Consider the following 20,159-nt stretch of genomic DNA (forward strand, 5'->3'; position numbering starts at 1 on the left):
GCACAATCGGCAAGCCCGACACACCCCCTACGGCATGAAGGAAAGCCGGACATCCGGCGTTTTTCCACCGGGATGCTGCAATCGCGTCGAAAATCCGCGGCTTTCATGCGGCCCGAGGCGATCGACGGGCGTGTCCACAACGATGCTCCTGACCAGCTGGCCGCCGGCAAAAAGATCGGCGCGCACCTGCGGAACCGAAAGCGTAGCACCGCTGACATTCTCGATGATGCCGTTCAATCTCAAGACGGGCAACCCGCTCTCATCCCTTGGCGTCAGCGTCACATGCGAGAACTGCAGCGGATCGGACGTCGCCTCGGCGGGGGTGTTGGAGAGACCGGAAAAACCGCCCGAAAGACCGAAGATCAAGATCGCGAGGCAGACGATGAGCGCAACGAAACTGCGACGCGATGCCTGCTGCAAGACCTCCTCGACACCGCGCAAGACGGACAGGATGCGTGAGAAGGTGGTCTTGCGCGTCACGGGTTGCGGTTTTGGTCTGGTATGCCCGCCATAGCGCATGTTAACGCCGGACGCAGTCCGTCCGCGTGCAGCGGAAACGGTCACGAATTCGGCATCGACGATATCGGGCTTCGGCATGACGTAATGCGCCTGGCCCGACCCCGCTCCTCGTTCGGGCGGAATGAGGTCATAAACCAGCCCCGCCTGCTGTTGACGGTGGCGAAAAGCGCCCATGATGGCCTCCCGTTGCGGTGATCCACATGGTTTCGACGCCCATTGCCAATCTGGGCATTGAAACGAATCCTGCCCAGTCGTAAATTTTATTGGTTAATGCTTCGCAAAGATCGCCATGAATAGGGCGCCTTTCCAGAAAAATTTACCGGCTGTTAATGCCATTGGTTAACAAGTCGCCTGATTGAACCCTGCGGAAGACTGGACTGCCCGTTGATTCATTTTGAGAACGTCGGTTTGCGCTACGGCATGGGTCCGGAAATCCTCCGCGACCTGAGCTTCGACATACCGAGGAAATCGTTCCAGTTCCTGACCGGCCCCTCCGGCGCCGGCAAGACGACACTGTTGCGGCTGCTCTTCATGTCGCTGCAGCCGACGCGCGGGCTGATTCGCATGTTCGACCGGGAGATCTCCTCGATTCCACGTAACGAACTGCCGCTGCTGCGCCGCCGCGTCGGCATCGTCTTCCAGGATTTCCGGCTGCTCGAACATCTGACGACATACGAAAACGTTGCCCTGCCCTTGCGCGTGCGCGGCAAGGATGAAAGCTCCTATCGCACCGACGTCCTGGAACTGCTGAAATGGGTGGGCCTGGGCGAGCGCATCAACGTGCTGCCGCCAGTTCTTTCGGGCGGCGAAAAACAGCGCGCGGCCATCGCGCGAGCTCTCATCGACCGCCCGGAAATCCTGCTCGCCGACGAACCGACGGGCAATGTCGATCCGCCGATGGCGCGCCGCCTGCTCAATCTCTTTCTGGAGCTTAACCGGCTCGGCACTGCCGTCGTCATTGCGACGCACGATCTCGCTTTGATGGACCAGATCGAGGCGAGACGCATGATCCTATCGGGGGGGCATCTCGATATCTATGACTGACCCCCGCCCCCGCAGGACAGCCCCGAATGCCGGGGCGTCGCGAGCACGCCAAGCGCCCGGCACACCGCCTGCAGAACGCAAGCGCCCGGAGATGCGCGTGCGCCCGACGGGGCCGATCGTGCCGTCTTCGAACATACAGGGCAATGCGCTCATCGTCGTTATCGCCATTATGGCCTTTCTCGCCTGCTTGACGCTCGGTGCGGTCAGCATGGTGCGCTCGACAGCGGCAAGCTGGGAAAGCCAGATTTCCCGCGAGATCACCATCCAGATCAAGCCGGACGACAATCTCGACATGGAAAAGGCGCTCGCGAGCGCCCGCGATATCGCGCTCAGCTTCGTCGGCACCAAATCGGGCCAGATCGTCGATGAAGCGGCAACCGCGCGCCTGCTCGAACCGTGGCTTGGCGCCGGCCTCGATATCAAGGAATTGCCTGTCCCTCGCCTCGTCATCATCACCATCGATGAGACGCATCCACCCGATTTCGAAGCGATGCGCGCATTGCTCAAGGCGCAGATCCCGCAGGCAACGCTCGACGACCACCGCACCTGGGTCGACCGGCTCGTGTCGATGGCGCACACCACCGTTCTCATCGGCACGGGCGTCCTGCTGCTCGTCTTCACCGCCATGGTCCTGACGGTGGTTTTCGCCACGCGCGGCGCATTGTCGGGCAACCGCCATATTGTCGAAGTCCTGCATTTCGTTGGTGCCGAAAGCACCTTCGTCGCCAATGAATTCCAGAAGCATTTCCTGAAGATCAGCCTCAAAGGCTCGGGAGCCGGCAGCGCGCTCGCCGCCTTGTTCTTCGCGACAGCCGGGCTCCTGCAGAGCCATACGATCGCCACACCGCAGACCGATCAGGCAACCGCATTGTTCGGGACCTTCTCCGTCGGCGCGCTCGGCTATATCGGCATTCTCGCCACCATGATCATCATCGCGCTGCTGACGACGCTGACGGCACGTTTCACCGTCATGCACACGATCTATGAGATCGATCTGGTTCGTTCCGATCCCGGGCGGACGGATAGCGTACCGAATTGACGCTTCAGCGATGTTTTTTTACCGTGTGCCAGCCCGTTCCTTGCCGCAATTGGCGTATAATAGCGAATCATGAGCATGGATCTGACGACTCGCAAGACCATAAGTTTGCAGTCGCTGCGGACACGCCCCAGCGGCGATAGACCCGTGCGCCGCAGCCTGTTCCGGCGTCTCTTGCGCTGGGGCGGCTTCGCCTTCATCTTCCTCGCCGCCATCGTTTTCGGCGGCTTCCTGCATTTTGCCGATTCGATCACTACCTTGAAACCGCCGCTCGAGCCGAAGGCCGATGCTATCGTTGTGCTGACGGGCGGCTATCAGCGGATCGATCAGGCGGTGGAGCTGCTACGGACCGGCGCCGGAAACCGTCTCCTGATCTCGGGCGCACATCCGACCACCACGCCGACGCAAATCCGCAAGCTGACGCAGAGTTCCGCCAGCCTGTTCAGCTGCTGCGTCGACATCGGCTACGACGCACTCGATACGATCGGCAATGCCCGCGAAGCGGCAAAGTGGATCCACGCCAGGGGCTACAAGAGCGTTCTCGTTGTCACGAACAACTACCATATGCCCCGCAGCCTCGCCGAACTGAAATATGTCGACCCCTCGACCGATTTCATTCCCTATCCGGTCGTCAACTCCGATCTGAAGGCCAAGAACTGGTTCACGGACCCGAATGCGCTGCGGACGATGATCTCCGAATATGCGAAGGTCCTCCTCGCCGGTGCCCGCAACCTGACCGGCCTCGGCCGACCGGTAGGCCTGCGCTCGCGGCAGCCGGCTGAAGACGACGACTGAGGCTCGCAGCAAAGGCCGAATCTCGGAGAGGCAACGCGCTTGAAGGCGCGAAACCACGCAAAGATCGACTTTTTATTGACGCTGTAATCGTGTAGGCAAACCTTCAGATGCCGGCGCAAGCCGGTGCATTGGAAAAGCCTCGATGATTATCTTGCGTTCGATCCTGTTCAACACGGCCTTTTATGCCAATCTGATCATTCGCATGATCGTGTTGACGCCGATTTACTTCCTCATGCCGCGCAAGGCGGCCTACGCGATCCCGAAGGCATGGGCGAAATCCAGCACCTGGCTGATGGAGAAGATCGTCGGCACCACCTTCGAGATCGAGGGTCTTGAAAATCTCCCCAAGGGCAGCTTCATCTTCGCGCCTAAGCACCAATCCTTCTGGGATACATTCGCGCTGCTGCCCTATCTCGACGATCCGGTCTATATCCTGAAGCGCGAGCTTTTGTGGATCCCGCTGTTCGGCTGGTATGCGAAGAAGCAACGCATGATCCCGGTGGATCGCAGCGCCCGCGGCAAGGTCATGTTCGATGTCCTGAAGCGCACACGCGAGGAACTTGCTACCGGCCGCCAGCTCATCATTTACCCTGAGGGTACACGCCGCCCGCCAGGTGCGGAACCCGTCTACAAATACGGCATCGCCCGGATGTATCGCGACCTCGGTATCCCCGTCGTCGCCGTCGCCATGCATCCAGGTCTTTTCTGGCCGCGCCGCACCTTCCGCAAATATCCCGGCCATATCAAGGTGCGCATCCTGCCACCGATCGAGCCCGGCATGGATCCCGATGCCTTTTTCGCGCGCCTGATCGAGGAAACGGAAAGAGCGAGCGACGAGCTGCTGGTCGAGACGGTCGCCAACAATCCGCATCTGCCGCTTCCTCCGACCGCAGTCCAGCGCCTGGCCGAAATCGGCAAGACAAAGCCGGTCACCGCCGCAGTCTGAGCGAGCTCTCGATTCTATGCGATAGAATCAGGATGCCTTTCGCATCCGCTCCACCTCGCCGGCGACCTGCTCCAGCCAGTGATCGCGAATGCCCATGTCGCGCAGATGCGTCAGCGTATTGAAGAGATAGGCATCGTTCGGGCCGGAACGCCCATTGGCAGCTTCCACCACATGCGCCGCCTCGATCGCATCCAGCGAGCCGGCATATTGCCTGTGGTTGCGATCGACGACATAGGCGACGGCGGTCACACGCCGCCCGTCGCTGAGCCGAATCGGCAGGGTCTTTTCCAGATAGACGTTGGTGACGAGCTCGCGCTCGCGCAGATAGGTCAGCACCTCATCCCAATCGACGTCGGCAACCCGAAAGGCCATGCCGCGGCAGGAACCGCCGCGATCGAGGCCGAGGACAAGGCCGGGATTTTCTTCCGTGCCGCGATGGACCCAGGAACGGACGCAGAGCGAGCGACGATAACCAAAAATCAGGGCCTCGGCCCGCTCGTCATAATCAAAGCCCGGATTCCACATGAGGGATCCGTAGCCAAACACCCAAAATTCGTCCATATCCAACGCCAAATCACTGTGAAGCTTCAGTCCAACCATTGGAGAACAACATGGCAGCGTCAAGCCAGAGCGTAACGACCGGTCGAGGCAAACGTCTGTGGCTCATCCTTTTTGGACTGGTGGTGGTTCTGGCCGGTCTTTACACCGGCGGTTGGTACTATGCGACCGGTTTCGTCAGAACCAATGTCCTGAAGGCGCTCGGCCAGCAGAACAGCGCCGGCATTGCCGGCAAATGCGAGAACATGGCCTTCAACGGCTTCCCCTTCTCCATCGGCCTGACCTGCGACACGGTGACGGTCGACAACCAGACGCGGGGCGTCTCCACCAGTTTCGACAGGCTCAGCGCCTCCGCACCGGTCTTCCAGCCCAACCATGTGAGCTGGAGCTTGAAATCTCCTGCCGAGTTGCGGACGACGGAGGGCCTAGCCGTATCGGCAGAATGGGCCGACCTGCAATCGAACCTCGTCGCCAAGGGCCGCGGCGTGGCGCAGACACAGACTGTCATCAATGGGCTGAAGGCGGGCGTCGTCTCCTCCGTCACCGGCCAGAGTGTCAATGTCACAGCCGCCCACACGGAGATGCATGCCAGCCAGAACGGCAGCGACTTGGATTTCGCGATCGGCGTTGAAAATGCCAATGCCGTGATCAAGGATTTCCCCCAGGTCCTGCCGACCGCATCCACGAGCGCCAACGTGACGCTATCAGGCAAGGCCGGCCTGCTCGACGGCAGCGACCGAGAGGGGCTTCGCGGCTCGGCAGGCGTGTTGCATCAGGCCGTCATCGATATCGGCGACGGTCGCATCATGACGCTTTCCGGCCCCTTCAATTTCGACGATGAGGGTCTTCTATCAGGCCAGTTCAAGCTGGAGATCAATCAGATCGGGCCTTGGGGCGATAGCCTGACCACGACGCTTCCTGCCGCCAAGAACATCATCAAGACGGCCACGAAGATGCTGAAGGCGCTTGCCAACGGCGGCGATAAGGTTTCCGTCGATCTCACCGCCGATCGCGGCCGTCTCTCGCTCAGCGGCTTCATCCCGCTCGGCAAGATCCCACCGATCTGAGAGGCTGCCCCTCGTCCGCCCTATCGGGCACCTTCTCCCCGAGGGGGAGAAGGCGGAAGAGTAGCTATTCCTTCGCATCCAGCGCATGACGGCCGAAATCCGGCACGTCGACATCCTGGCCGGCTTCGACGATCGAGCGACGAATGGCGCGAGTGCGGGTAAACAGTTCGAAGATTTTGTCGCCGTCACCCCAGCGGATCGCACGTTGCAGCGATGCCAGATCCTCGGAAAAGCGCGACAGCATCTCCAGAATGGCATCGCGATTGTGCAGGCAGACGTCGCGCCACATGGTCGGATCGGATGCGGCAAGGCGGGTGAAGTCGCGGAAACCGGATGCCGAATATTTGATGACTTCCGATTCGGTCACCGTCTCCAGATCATCAGCGGTGCCGACGATGTTGTAGGCGATGAGATGCGGCAGATGCGAGACGATGGCCAGCACCTTGTCGTGATGCTCCGGATCCATCTCGTCGACACGGGAACCGAGTGTTTCCCAGAAGGTGCGCAGCGTCTTGATCGCGGTCTCGTCGGTGCCCGGAACGGGCGTGAAGATGCACCAGCGCCCCTTGAACAGCCCCGGAAAACCGGCATCCGGACCGGATTTCTCCGTACCTGCGAGCGGATGGCCTGGAATGAAATGCACGTTGGGCGGCATATGCGGCTGCATCTGTGCGATCACCGATGCCTTGGTGGAGCCGACATCGGTGATGATGGCGCCCGGCTTCAGATGCGCAGCGATTTCCTTGGCGACGCTCTCCGAAGCGCCCACAGGCACGGAAACGATGACGAGATCGGCGTCTTTCACGGCTTCGGCCGAGGACGGCATATAGCGGTCGCCGAGCTTCAGCTCTTCGGCACGCTTCAGCGTCTCGGCGCTGCGTGTCGAGATCACCACTTCCTTGGCCAGGTCGAGACGCTTGAGATCATGGGCGATGGAGGAGCCGATAAGGCCGATGCCGATAAGGGCGATGCGGTCGAACTGGATGTTGCTCATGCCTTGCGTCCCATAAATTCGGCCAGAGCGTCGATGACGCCGAGATTGGCCTCTTCGGTGCCGATGCTCAAGCGCAGCGAATTCGGGAAACCATAGGCCCGGACGGCGCGCAGAATATAACCGCGGCTCGTCAGAAAATCGTCGGCCTCTGCAGCACGCTTGCCGTCGCTGTCAGGGAAATGGATCAGGACGAAATTCGCAACCGACGGCGTCACCTTGAGGCCGAGAGCCTCGAGCGCAGTCGTCATCTTCTCGATCCAGAGCGTGTTATGCGCGATCGCCTTTTCCGTGAAAGCCTGATCGCGAATGGCAGCGGCTCCGGCAGCAATGGCCGCGCTGTTCAGGTTGAACGGAGCGCGCACGCGGTTGATCGCATCGACGATATCGACCGGGGCATACATCCAGCCGATACGAAGGGCTGCCAGGCCGTAAACCTTGGAGAAGGTACGCGTCATGACGACATTCTGGTTTGCCGAAACGAGCTCAAGGCCAGCCTCGTAGTCGTTGCGGCGGACATATTCGGCATAGGCAGCGTCGAGGATGAGAATGACGTGCTTGGGCAGGCTTGCCTGCAGGCGGCGGATCTCGCTGACTGGCACGTATGTTCCAGTGGGATTGGCCGGATTGGCAATGAAGACCATTTTGGTCTTCTCCGTAACGGCCGCGAGGATCGCGTCGACATCGACGGTGCAATCCTTCTCCCTGACCGTAACCGGTGTCGCGCCGGCGGCCATGATCTGGATCTTGTAGACCAGGAAGCCGTGCTCGGTGATGATGCCTTCGTCACCGGTGCCGAGATAAGTGTGGCAGAGCAGGCCGAGCAATTCGTCCGAGCCAGCGCCGCAAAGGATATTGGCCACATTCAGCCCATGCACATCGGCGATCGCCTGGCGGAGTTCCTTGGCCTGCCCGTCCGGATAGCGCTCGAGATTGCCGGCAGCACCGCGGAAGGCTTCGATGGCCTTCGGGCTGGCGCCAAGCGGCGTCTCGTTCGAGGAGAGCTTGAACACGCGCGCAACGCCCGGTGCATGCTCCTTGCCCGGCACATAGGCGGCTATATCGAGAATGCCGGGACGCGGGACGGGCTTGCTCATTTCCATGCTCATGGGATCGACCTTGGGAAGCGCCGGAAAATTCCGGTTTGTGACACCCCGTCGCATTAAAGCGGATTGATAAATTTGTCGAGTGTCAGCGCTACGGCGAAAGCGTCACGCGCCATCGCGCGTCGTCGGTATGCCGCGCGGTGCAAGCACCGGCACGAAGACGCGGCGCGAGGCGCGGACGGCAACAGGCAGGCCCTGATAAAGCCGCTTCTGCGCCTCGACGATGATGACCCCGGAAAAAGCCGGCCATAGGGTTCGGCCGATCCGCTCGAAGGCGCGGCGCAGCCGCAGCACTGTACGCAGCTTCGAAGGCGGGAAGAACAGCGCCTCCGCGGTCGCACCGGGGGTGAAATTGGTTTCGCGCAGAAGCGAGGTGAGCTGGCCGCGCGAATAGGGCCGGCCGGAGCCGAAGGGCGTATGTTCCATGCGCGCCCACACGCCGGTGCGGTTCGGTACGACGATGACCAGCCGCCCGCCGGGCGCCAGAACGCGCCAGAGTTCCTTGAGCGTCTCCCGCGGGCTTTCGGCGAATTCCAGCGAATGCACCATCAGCACGCGGTCGATCGAACTGTCGGGCAGCGGCAGTTCTTCATCGAAGACCAGGGCCGTCGCCGAGGCCGACCCCATCGGCCAGTTCACCGCGCCCTGACCGGCCGGCATGAAGGCGAAGGTGCGCTCGGTGTCGGCACGAAAGCGGTCGAGATAAGGCACCGCATAGCCAAGGCCGACAAGCCTCTCCTCCGGCATGCGGGCCCAGATGGAGGACAGCGCCATGGCAATCGACTGCTCCGCCAAGCGACCGAGCTCGGAATGATAAAACTGGCGGAGATCGACGATATCGGTATGCATCGAAACAAATGTTATCAGCCGAACGTTGGACTTCAAGGCCGAACGGCTTACATTCTCTACTCACGGAAAAGATGAGGACGATTTCGATCATGAAACCATTGGAATTAGAGATTTTTATCTGCCGTTCCGACAATTACGGCGTCTTGGTCCATGATCCCGAAACCGGATTGACGGCATCGATCGACGCTCCGGAGGCGGATGCCATCCTGAAGGCGGCCGATCGTCGCGGCTGGACGATCAGCCATATCCTGACCACGCATCATCACACCGATCATGTCGAGGGCAATCTGGCGCTGAAGGAACAGTTCGGCTTGGAGATCATCGGCCCGATCAACGAGGCCGTCGCCATTCCGGGCCTCGATCGCGCGGTCGGCGATGGAGATACGTTCGAATTTGCCGGCCATACGGTCAATGTTATCGAAACGCCCGGCCACACCGCCGGACACGTCTGCTATCACTTTGCCGACGACAAGCTGCTCTTTGCCGCCGATACCCTGTTTGCGCTCGGTTGCGGCCGCCTGTTCGAGCGCGCACCAGTCGACATGTGGGCCTCGCTGCAGAAGCTTGCCGTGCTGCCGGACGAAACAGCCGTCTATTTCGGCCATGAATATACGCTCTCCAACGCGCGCTTCGCTCTGACCATCGATCCCGACAACGAGCGGCTGAAGGCACGCGCCGCAGATATCGAAGCCCTGCGGGCGGAAGGCAAGTTCACCATCCCGACGACACTGGCGCTGGAGAAGGAAACGAACCCGTTCCTGCGCGCCGCCGATCCCGCGATCCGCCGCAACCTGCTGATGGAAAGCCGCAGTAACGACGAGGTCTTTGCCGAGATCCGCAAGCGCAAGGATAATTTCTGATGCAGGCAAAGGAGATCATCGAAACGCTCTCCATGCAGCGGCATCCGGAAGGCGGCTGGTACGTGCAGACCTTTCGCGACGAAAACGGCGGCGCCCGCGGCCATTCCACGGCGATCTACTATCTGCTCGAAACCGGCGAACGCTCGCACTGGCATCGGGTGCACGATGCCGCCGAAGTCTGGCACTACTATGCCGGTGCCCCGCTTGCCCTACATCGTTCCGCCGACGGCAAGACCAGCGAAACCCTCATGCTGGGCCTCGACCTGGCAAAGGGCGAGCGCCCGCAGGCGATCATTCCAGCCAACTGGTGGCAATCAGCCGAAAGCCTCGGGCAATTCACGCTTGTCGGATGTACGGTGGCACCCGGCTTCGAATTTTCGAGCTTCGAGATGGCACCGCCGGACTGGAAGCCAGCCTTAGACTGAACCTCTTTTTACCTTTCATCGACATCAAGCAGGGTGCGGCCAGACAGCGCGCAGCGATGGTCTTGAAAAAGCTGTGCGCTGTGTCAGCTTTACACGGGGAGAGTGAAAATTGATTCATCTGGAGGAGGTTTTTTCGTGCGTTTGTTGTTTCCTTTGCTCGTCATGGCAGGCTCTGTCATGAGCGCCCCTGTCTTTGCTCTTGATGCACCGGCCTCGCCGCCGGCCAGCCAGCCCCTGAAAAACTTCGTGACCTCGGTCGAGCAGGATGGCTCGATCACCTTCCGCCTTTATGCTCCGGCTGCAAAAGCGGTTTCCGTCACCTTGGGCTCGCGCGATCCCATCACCATGCTGCGCGACGACGATGGCACTTGGAGTGCGAAGACGGAGGTGCTCAAGCCGAATCTCTACGAATATTACTTCAACATCGACGGTTTCCGCAGCATCGATCCCGGCACCAATGCGCCCAAGCCGCAGCGACAGGTCAATACCAGCCTGATCCTGGTGCCCGGCAGCATTCTCGATATCCGCAATGTGCCCCACGGCGATCTGCGGCTGGTGACCTTGCATTCCAAGGCGCTCGATTCGGAACGGCAAATGTATGTCTATACACCGCCCGGCTACACCGATTCCTCCAAGCCGCTGCCCGTGCTCTACCTCTATCACGGTTTCGGCGATACTGTGGGATCTTGGGTCCTCCAGGGCCGCGCACCGCAGATCCTCGACAACCTCCTTGCTGACAAGAAGATCGAGCCGATGATCGTCGTCATCCCGGATACGGAAACCGACGTGCCGAACGCGATCGCCGAAAACTTCCCCGCCGCCGATCGCCGCGCGAATTTCTATCCGGCGAACGCCGAGGCGGCAGATCGCGAACTGACCGAAGACCTTATCCCGTACATGAAGAAGCATTATCGGGTGCAAAACGAGACGAGCGGCCGAGCCGTGGCCGGCTTGTCTCAGGGCGGCTATCAGGCTCTCGTATCCGGTCTTTCACATCTGGATACCTTCGGCTGGGTCGCAACCTTCAGCGGCGTCAGCACCACGACCGTCCCAAACAAGACCGTCGAGGCCGTGCTGAACGAGCCGGAGAAGATCAACAAGGCCTTGCACAACTTCACGGTGACGGTTGGAAGCAAGGACCAGGTCGTCGGCAAGGATGTCGCGGGCTTGAAGGCGACGCTCGACGACAAGAAGATCAAGCACGAATACCACGAATATCCGGATCTCCAGCATGAAATGGATGTCTGGCGGCCGTCGCTCGTGGCCTTCCTGCAAGAAGTCTTCAAGAAATAAATGGCAGAGGGGACGGCGGAGCTACTCCGCCGCTTCCGCCTGCGTTCGAGCCGTATCGTCCCGGCGCAGGATCATGCGATGGGCGGCCAACACCGCGCCTCCAGTCACGAGCAGGCAGGCAAGCGCTATGCCCCAACTAGGCTCGGCAAAACCGAACAACGTCAAGATCAGCGTCGAGAGCAGCGGTGCGGCGTAGCTCGCCGCGCCGAGGATCTGGATATCGCCGTTCTTGACGCCGTAATCCCAGGCATAGAAGGCGGCCCCGACCGGAAAAAGGCCAAGACCGAGCACCGCGATCCACTGGGCCATATTCTCCGGCCAGATCGTCTCCTCCAGACCAAGGTGGCAGAAAAAGGAGAGAATCGATGTTGCCAGGCAGAAGATGGTGACCACATCGGTGGAAACAGCCTCGAAACGACGAGTTATCAAGGAATAGCCGGACCAGGTGAAGGCGCAAAGGAACGCCGCGCCATAGCCGACGGCATAGGCGCCTTCGAAATGAAAGCCGTTGCGGCCGACAATCAGAACCGTGCCCGCAAGCCCCATCAGCGCACCGACAATATGATACCAACGCAGCCGCTCTCCCGGCAGCAGCGCCGAGCCGACGACGATCAGCAATGGCCAGAGATAGGCGATCAGGCCAGCCTCCACCGCAGGCGCATGGCGCAATGCGGTGAAATAGAGGAAATGATAGCCGAACAGACCGGCAATGCCTGTGGCCCAGACCTTGGCGGGCTGGCGCAGCAGCTGCAGCCGTTCGGGCCTCAGCAGAAGAACGATGATGCCCGGAATGCTGCCGATCGCAAAACAGACGGCAAGCAGCTGGAAGGGTGGCATCTTCCCGGAAGCGACGGTCAAAAGCGCCAGAAACGACCACATCAAAATGGCTGAAAAGCCTGTCAGCGTCGCGCGAAATTTCATCTCTGTCCCCAGCCCCTTGCCGCGGACGCCCCAGCCCGCTCAAGCAATTCGACGAAAATGCATAGCAATTTTCCACTGAAAATTGCGTAGAAATAACTATGGGAATCGTCAAGATTTTCCGTGAAGCAATTGCCCGGTCTAGCTGCCGTACTTTACGGCCGTGATCGTCACCGTCCCGTATTGCGTCGGAATACGGACGTAGACAGGAGCGTAGACATTCATGGTATCCGCCTTGGCGAACCAGATTTCCATATTGTCGCTCTTGGCGAGGTAGAGATAATCCTTGCGCGTGCTCTTATAGCCGCCCTTCGGCGTGAAGCGCACGCCGCAGGCGATGGTCTTGCCCTTGAAACCTTCCGTCGAAAAGGGGTGCGATCCCTTCGGCGACAGCTTCAGATCCATCCGCATCTCGCCGTCGAAGACGGCCAGCGTCTGATTGCAGAGGTTAAGGCTGGGCGAAATCGGAAAGATCATACCCGATATCGGGTCGAGCACGGATTTCAGGTCGCTTTCCGTGACCGGAACCCAGGTGTCCGGCCGTTTCGGCTCGGGCGTGATCGTGTTCGACGTCACGTTGCCGTTGGTATAGGCGACATCATAGGTGCGCTCTTTCTTCCCGCTCTTGTAGAAGAGCGTGTAATGCGTCGCCTGCAGCTTGCTGTCATTGACGACGCCGGTCACATCGGTTTTCGCATCGATCGAGGTGACGAGATCTGCAAGGCCTGCCGAGGTGATGTCGCCGCGAATGGTGAACTGCTTGCCGGTGACCTCGGTTTTGAAATCCGCCCTGGCGATCGGCAGGCCGGCCAGCGAAACGCGATAGCGCGTTTCATGCCGCAGCACATCGGCCAATGCCATGGAGGGCATCGACGCAACGATCGCTGAAATGAGAAGCCACTTCCGAATTTGAACCATGATCAAGGCCTTCAACGAGGATCAGGCAAGTTATATAGTTGCTTTGCTCGCCTGCTGCGAGCGTCAGACAACAGCAGCTTTTTGACGGAATTGCGGGAAAACACAAGGTTTGGCTTGACGCGGCCAGCCTCTCTGACTATAGAACCGCAACTTTCCAATTATGGCCTGTTGGATTGCACGTCGGGTTTTGCCCGACATGTCTATTCGATGGCCGAGAAAAACAAAAGTAGGTGTACCATGTCCCGCATGTGCGAATTGACCGGCAAGGCCGTCCTCGTGGGCAACAACGTTAGCCACGCCAACAACAAGACCAAGCGTCGGTTCCTGCCGAACCTCTGCCAGGTCACGCTGATCTCCGACGTTCTCGGCCAGCGCTACCGTCTGCGCGTTTCCGCTGCAGCGCTGCGTTCGGTCGAGCATCGCGGTGGTCTGGACGCTTTCCTTATCAAGGCAAGCGAAAACGAACTCAGCATGCGCGCTCGCCTGCTGCGTCGCCAGATCGTCAAGAAGTCCGCTGAAGCTGCCGTTGCTGCCTAAGCAGCACTAGCACTTCGCGATTTCATACCGGCTAAGAGGCTTGCACGGATCATGTCCGGACAAGCCTTTTTCCATGTCCGGTTTCTTTCAACTGGTGGCATCTCCCAGGATAAAAAAATGCTGACGATACGTCATACCCTTATCTACGTTCTGCTAATGACGCTGGTCGTCGTCGCTTCCAACATCCTCGTGCAGTATCCGCTGCAGGTGACGCTCGCCGGCATCAATCTCGCGGATATCCTCACCTGGGGAGCCTTCACCTATCCGGTCGCCTTCCTCATCACAGATCTGACCAACCGCCAGTTCGGCCCGAAGGCCGCGCGCAAGGTCGTCTTTGCGGGCTTCGTCGTTGGTGTCGCCCTGTCGTTTTACACGGCACAGCCACGCATCGCGATCGCCTCCGGATCGGCCTATCTCGCCGGCCAGCTGCTCGATATCTCGGTCTTCAACCGCCTGCGCCGCCTGGCCTGGTGGCGCGCGCCGCTGTTCGGCTCACTTATCGGCTCGATGCTGGACACGCTGATCTTCTTCTCCTTCGCCTTCGCGCCCTTCTTCGTCTTCTTCGGGCCGAACGATCCCTTCGCGATCGAATGGGCGCCGATCCTTGGCGCGTTCTACACCTCGGCACCGCGCTGGATTTCCTGGGCGATCGGCGATTTCTCGGTCAAGGTCACCGTCGGCCTCGTCATGCTGCTGCCCTACGGCGCGCTGATGAACATGTTGAAGCCGATGCCGCAGGCTCCGACGGCTTGACGGCCAAAGGATCCGCCGCGCGACCCCATGTGACGCGCGGCACCATTTCCTGACAAAGAAGGATGGCAGCGGCCGAGAATCAGACCGCTCGCCACTCTCAATTCTGGCTGACGATATTGTCGTCATGCAGCTTGAACTCCAGCATCAGGCTGCGCTGCAGAATGGAATGATTGTCATCCGAGACCATGACGAGGTGCAGGGAGCCGTCGGCTGCGCGGAAGACATCCAGGCCCTCCATATTGTCGATCTGTTCTCCAGGCCCTGCCTCGAAGATCGCCTCGCCATCTACGACCGCACCTGGCTTGATATTCGCGCCGGCGATGCGGCGGATACGCACGCCGAGACCATGGATCAGCCCGAAGCGCCGCTCCAGCAGCAATAGATCTCCATCGGGCAGAAAGACGCCGTCGCTGACATTGAAGCCGCCATGGCGCCGGACGGTGAAGCGGCCATTCAACGGCCCGTCCAGAATTGCGGCGAGCAGATTGCCTTGATCGTCCAGGCTGTCTTCGGCAACGATCACCGCACTGCCGGCAAGCGGGCTCGACTGAGGCGCGATCATCAGCGCCTCGAGGCTGCGATTGGAACGCAGCTCCGATCTCGGGATGGGAATGGGCATTGTGCCATCGGGCGGCGAAATTTCGAAACCCGGATCGGGATAGGCATCGACACGGTGGTATTGTTCATAGCTGACGAGGACGTGATTGCCGCGCAGCGCCAAGCCTTCGGCATCCATATCTCCTTTGCCGGCATCTGTGCCGCCATGGCGGTCGATCATCGGCGTGATGCGCGCATCGCGGATACCCTTCAGCCGGCCCTCCTGGTCGCGCTCAATGGCGCCGGTCAGCCAATGGCCGGTATCCAGCACTGAAATGAAATGGCGTTGATCGGGACGGAAGCGAATAGCGGAGATGGCGCCGAGCAGCACATTGTCCGAGCTGAGTTCAAGGCCACCGACAAATTCCAGCGCGCCGAACCGTGTTTCATTCGAACCGGATTTAAAGGTGGAAATCACAGTCGCGCGGATATCTGCCGGACCACCTTTCTCGCCATTATCGCCGGAGCTGCAGCCGGCAAGCAGCGTTGCAAAAACTGCTGCCAACAGGACCGTCTTCTGCCGGCGCAGATCAAGGCCAAAGGAAACAGTCCCTTCCGTCAGAAAAGGCACCGGCCGCAAGGCCGATGCCAAGAGAAGCCTGAGCGGGCTCAGCTGGCGCGGCGCATGCGCGAGCGCGGCATGCTCGTCTGATCTTCGAACAGCGAGGCAAGCTGCTCCGTCATAGCGCCAGCAAGCTCGTCGGCATCGACAATGGTGACAGCGCGGCGATAGTAGCGCGTGACGTCATGGCCGATACCGATGGCCAGCAGTTCCACCGGCGAACGCGTCTCGATCTGGTCGATGACGGCGCGCAAATGCCGCTCCAGATAATTGCCGGGATTGACCGACAGCGTGGAATCATCAACCGGCGCACCGTCCGAGATCATCATTAGGATACGGCGCTGTTCGCGGCGACCGAGCAGGCGGTTATGCGCCCAGATCAGCGCCTCGCCGTCGATATTCTCCTTGAGCAGGCCTTCGCGCATCATCAGGCCAAGATTGCTGCGAGACCGTCTATAGGGCTCATCGGCAGACTTGTAGATGATGTGGCGCAGGTCGTTCAGACGACCGGGCGTCTGCGGCTTGCCACTGGCGAGCCACTTCTCGCGTGCCTGGCCGCCCTTCCACGCCTTGGTGGTGAAGCCGAGGATCTCGACCTTCACGCCGCAGCGCTCGAGCGTACGGGCCAGGATGTCGGCGCAGGAGGCAGCAACCGTGATCGGTCGTCCGCGCATCGAGCCGGAATTGTCGATCAGCAGCGTCACGACCGTATCGCGGAACTGCGTGTCGCGCTCCATCTTGAAGGACAGCGCCTGCGTCGGGTCGATGATCAGCCGTGGCAGGCGGGCCGGATCGAGATAGCCCTCTTCCAGATCGAAGTCCCAGGAGCGGTTCTGCTGCGCCATGAGGCGACGCTGCAGACGGTTGGCGAGCCGGCCAACGGCGCCCTGCAGATGCGCAAGCTGCTTGTCGAGGAAGGCACGCAAACGCTCAAGCTCGGCCACATCGCACAGCTCCTGTGCGGTCGTGGTCTCGTCGAACTCCTCCGTATAGACGTGATAGTCGACCTTCTCGTTGAAATCGGCGAAGGGCGTGTTCGGACGGCGGGTTTCGCCCGGCGTTTCCGAATCTTCCTCGCCTTCTTCGCTCATGTCATCGTCGGAAATCTCGCCACCGTCTTCGGTCGCGCCGTCTTCCATCTGCTCGTCGGAAGCTTCGCTATCCTCAGCCGGCGCGGCATCGGAGCCTTCGTCTTCCTTGACGTCGTCGTCCTTCTGATCCTCGCCGCTCGGCTTGTCCTCTTCGCTCTGCTGCTCTTCGCTGTCGGGCTCGGATTGCTCGTCGCCATATTCCTCGGCCATTTCCATGGCCGTCAGAATGTTGCGGACGACACGGGCAAAGCTTTGCTGGTCGTTGATCGACGACAACAGGTTCTCGAGCTGGCCGCCGGTCTTTTCTTCGATGAAGGGGCGCCATAGGTCGAGCACCTTGCCGGCGCTTTCCGGCGGCTTCTGACCGGTCAGCTTCTCGCGCACAATCATCGCCATGGCCTCACCGATCGGCGCATCCTCGCGCCGTTCGATGCCGGAAAAATTCGCCTTGGCGTATTTTTCCGTATTCATGGAATTGAGGTTGGCGGCAACGCCGCTCATGCGCAACGAGCCGATCGATTCGACACGCGCCTGCTCGACGGCATCGAAGATGTTGCGAGCATCGGCACCCTGGGGCGACATCACGGCGTGGACACGGGCATCATGACAGGCAAGCCGCAAGGCCATCGAATCACCGAGGCCGCGTGTCACCGCCAGCTCATGCGCCGTCGGCCGTTTTGAAAGTTCCGGCAGGCGAATGCGCTCGCCGGTCATTCCCGGGCGTTCGTTGGCAAAGGCCACCTCGACCTCGGCATCGCCGGCGATCGAACGGACACAGCCGGTGATCGCCCGGCGCAACGGCTCCATGTCCACCGGTGCACCCGGCTTCGCTTTGGAATTATCTCCGCGACCTGACATGATGTATCGGCTTTTCCCTAAAGCAATTCCAGGAAAAATGCATAGCAATTTTCTATCCGGAATTGCGTCAAAACAAAAAGATAGAACGTTTTCGCGATTCGAAGAAAAGCGGAAATATTCTAGGCTTCGAGCACGATGTTGGCGGCACTTTCCTTCAGCTCGACGCCAAAAGCGCGCTGATAGTGCTCGGCGACCAGCGGCCGCTCCAACTCGTCACACTTGTTGAGGAAGGTGACGCGGAAGGCAAAGGCGACGTCGCCGAAGATTTCCGCATTCTCGGCCCAGGTGATGACGGTACGCGGGCTCATGACGGTCGACAGATCGCCGTTCATGAAAGCCGCACGCGTCAGGTCGGCAACGCGAACCATCTTGGAGACGGTGTCGCGGCCCTTGTCGTTGCGGAAGGACTTCACCTTCGCCAGCACGATATCGACTTCGTTGTTGTGCGGCAGGTAGTTCAGCGTCGTCACGATCGACCAGCGGTCCATCTGTGCCTGGTTGATCTGCTGCGTGCCGTGATAGAGGCCAGTCGTGTCGCCGAGACCGATGGTGTTGGCCGTTGCGAACAGGCGGAAGGCCGGGTGAGGACGGATGACGCGGCTCTGGTCGAGCAGCGTCAGGCGTCCCGACGATTCCAGCACGCGCTGAATGACGAACATCACGTCGGGCCGGCCGGCATCATATTCGTCGAAGACGAGCGCGACATTGTGCTGATAGGCCCAGGGCAGGATGCCGTCCTTGAATTCGGTGACCTGCAGGCCATCCTTGACGACGATGGCATCCTTGCCGACGAGGTCGATACGGCTGACATGGCTGTCGAGGTTGATACGCACGCACGGCCAGTTGAGGCGCGCAGCGACCTGCTCGATGTGGGAGGACTTGCCGGTACCGTGATAGCCCGAGATCATCACGCGGCGGTTATGAGCAAAGCCCGCGAGAATGGCGAGCGTGGTCTCGCGGTCGAAGAGGTAGTCCGTATCCAGATCGGGTACGTAGGCGCCGCCCTGGCTATAGGCCGGAACGCGGATGTCGGAATCAATGCCGAAGACTTCACGGACCGAAACGGTGGTATCGGGGATCTCGGAAATATCAAGGTCAATCTTGCTCATCATGTCTCCAGGGCGGGTGGCTCTCACCCTGCCATATCAAACTCAGCCGATTTTTCCGAAACGCCGCAGCTTGTTGCCCGCATCCGTTCGGTCGGAACAGCGGCGATACTTCTCCGGGACTAAAGCAAAATCTCGGCGCGATATATGATCGCTTGCGAGCATCCTTGAACCGAGTCCCCGGACAAGAAACGCCGCGTCCGGAAAGTTGACCGAGGTGCAGCCAGCCAAATGCGCACCCTACCGCGGTTGCCCGCAGCTTCAGCCGATTTGGACCATACCTGATTGAAGGCGGAGAGCAAGGACGGGAATTAACAAAAACCGTTCTGTTTCAATAATTGATAGGCCTGAATGACCGCACGAAAACGCTCTTCCGAGCCGCGATCGCCGCCATTGGCATCGGGATGGTGCATTTTCACCAATTCCTTGTAGCGGCGCTTGATTTCCGGGGCCGCGGCATTGGCGTCGAGGCCCATCGTGTCGAAGGCCTTCGCCTCCAGCGTTTTCAGCTTACGCTGCTGCGGGAAACGCGGTCCCCGACCTTGGCCCTCGCCTTCCCTAACGAAGCCGAATGGGTCGCGAACGCGGGAATAGGAGCCGGAGCGGATATCCGATTGAAGCGGACTGTTCTTGGCAGCCTTGTTGACACCGACCGTCCAGGTCGGACGGTGGCCGGTGATGGCTTCCTTCTGATAACGCGCAATCTCGCCATCCGAGAGGCCGGAGAAATAATTGTAGCCCTTGTTGTATTCCTTGACGTGCTCGAAGCAGAACAAAAAGAACTGCCCTTCCGCATTGCGCCCGACAGGGGCGCGATGCGTGCCGTGTTTGTCGCAGCCGTCCCACTGGCACGTCGGCGGACCCTGTTCGGGTTCCTGCGCGCGCTTGCGGCGGGTGCGAATGCGATCGAAATATTTTGAATCAAGTCTCATGGCGTCCTAATTATGGGGCCTTGGATACCCCACAACAAGAATTGACAAACAGGAATGTTATAGGCTTTGTGGGAGCCTTTTTTCGCAAGCGAGGTCGACGCGGGAATATGGAAACGACACTGCAATCCCGCATTGAGCGGAAGCTCACCGACGCCTTCGCGCCCGAGCGCCTGGCCGTCATCAATGAAAGCCACCTTCATGCGGGCCATCAGCCTGACATGACCGGAACCGGCGAAACCCATATAAGAATTCGAATCGTTTCCGCCAAGTTCTCGGGCATGCCGCGCCTTGCGCGCCACAGGGCGATCAACGAGCTTTTGAAGCCGGAACTGGACGCTGGCCTGCACGCGCTGGCCGTGGAGCCTGCGGCCCCCGGCGAGGCGATCCGTTGGTAGGTT

At 60.3% G+C, this 20,159-nt stretch carries 22 protein-coding genes; 11 read left to right on the top strand and 11 right to left on the bottom strand.

Going from position 1 to position 20,159, the window contains the following annotated elements; genetic code table 11:
- Nucleotides 1-27 precede the first annotated feature (27 nt).
- On the bottom strand, nt 28-693 hold the full coding sequence (locus FHT73_RS21910) for a hypothetical protein (protein ID WP_183714829.1): 666 nt from the start codon (nt 691-693) through the stop codon (nt 28-30).
- A gap of 210 nt (nt 694-903) precedes the next feature.
- Between FHT73_RS21910 and ftsE the strand changes: the two genes are divergently transcribed.
- The 4 genes from ftsE (at nt 904) to FHT73_RS21930 (ending at nt 4,340) form a co-directional block, all read left to right on the top strand.
- Entirely contained in the window at nt 904-1,563 is a 660-nt protein-coding gene (ftsE, locus tag FHT73_RS21915) for a cell division ATP-binding protein FtsE (RefSeq protein WP_015341323.1), read from the top strand.
- A 91-nt stretch (nt 1,564-1,654) separates the two neighbouring features.
- Nucleotides 1,655-2,602 (top strand): ABC transporter permease, encoded by a 948-nt coding sequence (locus tag FHT73_RS21920; protein WP_112336440.1) that lies wholly within the window; start codon nt 1,655-1,657, stop codon nt 2,600-2,602.
- A gap of 75 nt (nt 2,603-2,677) precedes the next feature.
- Nucleotides 2,678-3,394, top strand: a complete 717-nt coding sequence (locus FHT73_RS21925) for a YdcF family protein (RefSeq protein ID WP_112412676.1) — start codon at nt 2,678-2,680, stop codon at nt 3,392-3,394.
- A 142-nt stretch (nt 3,395-3,536) separates the two neighbouring features.
- Nucleotides 3,537-4,340, top strand: a complete 804-nt coding sequence (locus FHT73_RS21930) for a 1-acyl-sn-glycerol-3-phosphate acyltransferase (RefSeq protein ID WP_112607715.1) — start codon at nt 3,537-3,539, stop codon at nt 4,338-4,340.
- Between the two features lie 27 nt (nt 4,341-4,367).
- On the opposite strand, the gene FHT73_RS21935 is transcribed toward FHT73_RS21930, so the two are convergent.
- The gene (locus tag FHT73_RS21935) at nt 4,368-4,901 is read right to left on the bottom strand and encodes a gamma-glutamylcyclotransferase (protein WP_183714835.1); all 534 of its coding nucleotides are present in this window, start codon (nt 4,899-4,901) and stop codon (nt 4,368-4,370) included.
- Between the two features lie 50 nt (nt 4,902-4,951).
- Between FHT73_RS21935 and FHT73_RS21940 the strand changes: the two genes are divergently transcribed.
- Nucleotides 4,952-5,965, top strand: coding sequence for a DUF2125 domain-containing protein (locus FHT73_RS21940; RefSeq protein ID WP_112413836.1), 1,014 nt, complete (start codon nt 4,952-4,954; stop codon nt 5,963-5,965).
- 64 nt (nt 5,966-6,029) lie between these two features.
- Here the strand turns inward: FHT73_RS21940 and FHT73_RS21945 are convergent, their stop codons facing one another.
- The 3 genes from FHT73_RS21945 to FHT73_RS21955 form a co-directional block, all read right to left on the bottom strand.
- Nucleotides 6,030-6,959, bottom strand: a complete 930-nt coding sequence (locus FHT73_RS21945; protein WP_246712197.1) for a prephenate/arogenate dehydrogenase family protein — start codon at nt 6,957-6,959, stop codon at nt 6,030-6,032.
- Nucleotides 6,956-8,065, bottom strand: a complete 1,110-nt coding sequence (gene hisC, locus FHT73_RS21950) for a histidinol-phosphate transaminase (RefSeq protein WP_112607719.1) — start codon at nt 8,063-8,065, stop codon at nt 6,956-6,958. The genes FHT73_RS21945 and hisC overlap by 4 nt, the downstream gene beginning before the upstream one ends.
- 102 nt (nt 8,066-8,167) lie before the next feature.
- The gene (locus FHT73_RS21955; protein WP_112336433.1) at nt 8,168-8,947 is read right to left on the bottom strand and encodes a class I SAM-dependent methyltransferase; all 780 of its coding nucleotides are present in this window, start codon (nt 8,945-8,947) and stop codon (nt 8,168-8,170) included.
- A gap of 53 nt (nt 8,948-9,000) precedes the next feature.
- Between FHT73_RS21955 and gloB the strand changes: the two genes are divergently transcribed.
- The 3 genes from gloB to FHT73_RS21970 all read left to right on the top strand — a co-directional run bounded on the left by gloB (nt 9,001) and on the right by FHT73_RS21970 (nt 11,489).
- The gene (gene gloB, locus FHT73_RS21960; protein WP_112607951.1) at nt 9,001-9,771 is read left to right on the top strand and encodes a hydroxyacylglutathione hydrolase; all 771 of its coding nucleotides are present in this window, start codon (nt 9,001-9,003) and stop codon (nt 9,769-9,771) included.
- On the top strand, nt 9,771-10,196 hold the full coding sequence (locus FHT73_RS21965; RefSeq protein ID WP_112400543.1) for a cupin domain-containing protein: 426 nt from the start codon (nt 9,771-9,773) through the stop codon (nt 10,194-10,196). Before gloB ends, FHT73_RS21965 begins: the two co-directional genes overlap by 1 nt.
- Nucleotides 10,197-10,331: 135 nt before the next feature.
- Nucleotides 10,332-11,489, top strand: a complete 1,158-nt coding sequence (locus FHT73_RS21970; protein WP_112607721.1) for an alpha/beta hydrolase-fold protein — start codon at nt 10,332-10,334, stop codon at nt 11,487-11,489.
- A 21-nt stretch (nt 11,490-11,510) separates the two neighbouring features.
- Here the strand turns inward: FHT73_RS21970 and FHT73_RS21975 are convergent, their stop codons facing one another.
- Both FHT73_RS21975 and FHT73_RS21980 read right to left on the bottom strand, forming a co-directional pair.
- Nucleotides 11,511-12,410 (bottom strand): EamA family transporter, encoded by a 900-nt coding sequence (locus FHT73_RS21975; protein ID WP_183714838.1) that lies wholly within the window; start codon nt 12,408-12,410, stop codon nt 11,511-11,513.
- Between the two features lie 138 nt (nt 12,411-12,548).
- Nucleotides 12,549-13,325 carry a DUF3108 domain-containing protein gene (locus FHT73_RS21980; protein ID WP_112607725.1) on the bottom strand — a complete coding sequence of 259 codons (777 nt, stop codon included), beginning with the start codon at nt 13,323-13,325 and terminating at the stop codon, nt 12,549-12,551.
- 237 nt (nt 13,326-13,562) lie between these two features.
- Here FHT73_RS21980 and rpmB point away from each other — a divergent pair, with 237 nt between their 5' ends.
- Both rpmB and FHT73_RS21990 read left to right on the top strand, forming a co-directional pair.
- On the top strand, nt 13,563-13,862 hold the full coding sequence (gene rpmB / locus FHT73_RS21985; protein WP_004107717.1) for a 50S ribosomal protein L28: 300 nt from the start codon (nt 13,563-13,565) through the stop codon (nt 13,860-13,862).
- A 117-nt stretch (nt 13,863-13,979) separates the two neighbouring features.
- Entirely contained in the window at nt 13,980-14,615 is a 636-nt protein-coding gene (locus FHT73_RS21990; RefSeq protein ID WP_112607727.1) for a queuosine precursor transporter, read from the top strand.
- Between the two features lie 97 nt (nt 14,616-14,712).
- Here the strand turns inward: FHT73_RS21990 and FHT73_RS21995 are convergent, their stop codons facing one another.
- From FHT73_RS21995 to FHT73_RS22010, 4 genes are all read right to left on the bottom strand, one after another.
- Nucleotides 14,713-15,717 carry an esterase-like activity of phytase family protein gene (locus tag FHT73_RS21995; RefSeq protein WP_246712196.1) on the bottom strand — a complete coding sequence of 335 codons (1,005 nt, stop codon included), beginning with the start codon at nt 15,715-15,717 and terminating at the stop codon, nt 14,713-14,715.
- A gap of 104 nt (nt 15,718-15,821) precedes the next feature.
- Nucleotides 15,822-17,723 carry a cobaltochelatase subunit CobT gene (gene cobT, locus FHT73_RS22000; protein WP_183714844.1) on the bottom strand — a complete coding sequence of 634 codons (1,902 nt, stop codon included), beginning with the start codon at nt 17,721-17,723 and terminating at the stop codon, nt 15,822-15,824.
- A 119-nt stretch (nt 17,724-17,842) separates the two neighbouring features.
- Nucleotides 17,843-18,832 carry a cobaltochelatase subunit CobS gene (cobS, locus tag FHT73_RS22005; RefSeq protein ID WP_015341341.1) on the bottom strand — a complete coding sequence of 330 codons (990 nt, stop codon included), beginning with the start codon at nt 18,830-18,832 and terminating at the stop codon, nt 17,843-17,845.
- A gap of 308 nt (nt 18,833-19,140) precedes the next feature.
- Nucleotides 19,141-19,761 (bottom strand): J domain-containing protein, encoded by a 621-nt coding sequence (locus FHT73_RS22010; RefSeq protein ID WP_015341342.1) that lies wholly within the window; start codon nt 19,759-19,761, stop codon nt 19,141-19,143.
- Between the two features lie 107 nt (nt 19,762-19,868).
- On the opposite strand from FHT73_RS22010, the gene FHT73_RS22015 reads away from it, so the two are divergent.
- Nucleotides 19,869-20,156: a BolA family protein gene (locus FHT73_RS22015; protein WP_112400537.1), complete on the top strand. Its 288-nt coding sequence runs from the start codon at nt 19,869-19,871 to the stop codon at nt 20,154-20,156.
- The last annotated feature ends 3 nt before the right edge of the window (nt 20,157-20,159 follow it).

The sequence above is a fragment of the Rhizobium sp. BK098 genome (assembly GCF_014193155.1).
Taxonomy (GTDB): domain Bacteria; phylum Pseudomonadota; class Alphaproteobacteria; order Rhizobiales; family Rhizobiaceae; genus Rhizobium.

Coding starts and splice junctions, on each gene's coding strand:
- FHT73_RS21910 (WP_183714829.1), bottom strand. CDS start 693: ATGGGCGCTTTTCGCCACCGTCAACAGCAGGCGGGGCTGGTTTATGAC.
- FHT73_RS21920 (WP_112336440.1), top strand. CDS start 1,655: ATGCGCGTGCGCCCGACGGGGCCGATCGTGCCGTCTTCGAACATACAG.
- FHT73_RS21925 (WP_112412676.1), top strand. CDS start 2,678: ATGGATCTGACGACTCGCAAGACCATAAGTTTGCAGTCGCTGCGGACA.
- FHT73_RS21930 (WP_112607715.1), top strand. CDS start 3,537: ATGATTATCTTGCGTTCGATCCTGTTCAACACGGCCTTTTATGCCAAT.
- FHT73_RS21935 (WP_183714835.1), bottom strand. CDS start 4,901: ATGGACGAATTTTGGGTGTTTGGCTACGGATCCCTCATGTGGAATCCG.
- FHT73_RS21940 (WP_112413836.1), top strand. CDS start 4,952: ATGGCAGCGTCAAGCCAGAGCGTAACGACCGGTCGAGGCAAACGTCTG.
- FHT73_RS21945 (WP_246712197.1), bottom strand. CDS start 6,959: ATGAGCAACATCCAGTTCGACCGCATCGCCCTTATCGGCATCGGCCTT.
- hisC (WP_112607719.1), bottom strand. CDS start 8,065: ATGAGCATGGAAATGAGCAAGCCCGTCCCGCGTCCCGGCATTCTCGAT.
- gloB (WP_112607951.1), top strand. CDS start 9,001: ATGAAACCATTGGAATTAGAGATTTTTATCTGCCGTTCCGACAATTAC.
- FHT73_RS21965 (WP_112400543.1), top strand. CDS start 9,771: ATGCAGGCAAAGGAGATCATCGAAACGCTCTCCATGCAGCGGCATCCG.
- FHT73_RS21975 (WP_183714838.1), bottom strand. CDS start 12,410: ATGAAATTTCGCGCGACGCTGACAGGCTTTTCAGCCATTTTGATGTGG.
- FHT73_RS21980 (WP_112607725.1), bottom strand. CDS start 13,325: ATGGTTCAAATTCGGAAGTGGCTTCTCATTTCAGCGATCGTTGCGTCG.
- rpmB (WP_004107717.1), top strand. CDS start 13,563: ATGTCCCGCATGTGCGAATTGACCGGCAAGGCCGTCCTCGTGGGCAAC.
- FHT73_RS21990 (WP_112607727.1), top strand. CDS start 13,980: ATGCTGACGATACGTCATACCCTTATCTACGTTCTGCTAATGACGCTG.
- cobT (WP_183714844.1), bottom strand. CDS start 17,723: ATGTCAGGTCGCGGAGATAATTCCAAAGCGAAGCCGGGTGCACCGGTG.
- cobS (WP_015341341.1), bottom strand. CDS start 18,832: ATGAGCAAGATTGACCTTGATATTTCCGAGATCCCCGATACCACCGTT.
- FHT73_RS22010 (WP_015341342.1), bottom strand. CDS start 19,761: ATGAGACTTGATTCAAAATATTTCGATCGCATTCGCACCCGCCGCAAG.
- FHT73_RS22015 (WP_112400537.1), top strand. CDS start 19,869: ATGGAAACGACACTGCAATCCCGCATTGAGCGGAAGCTCACCGACGCC.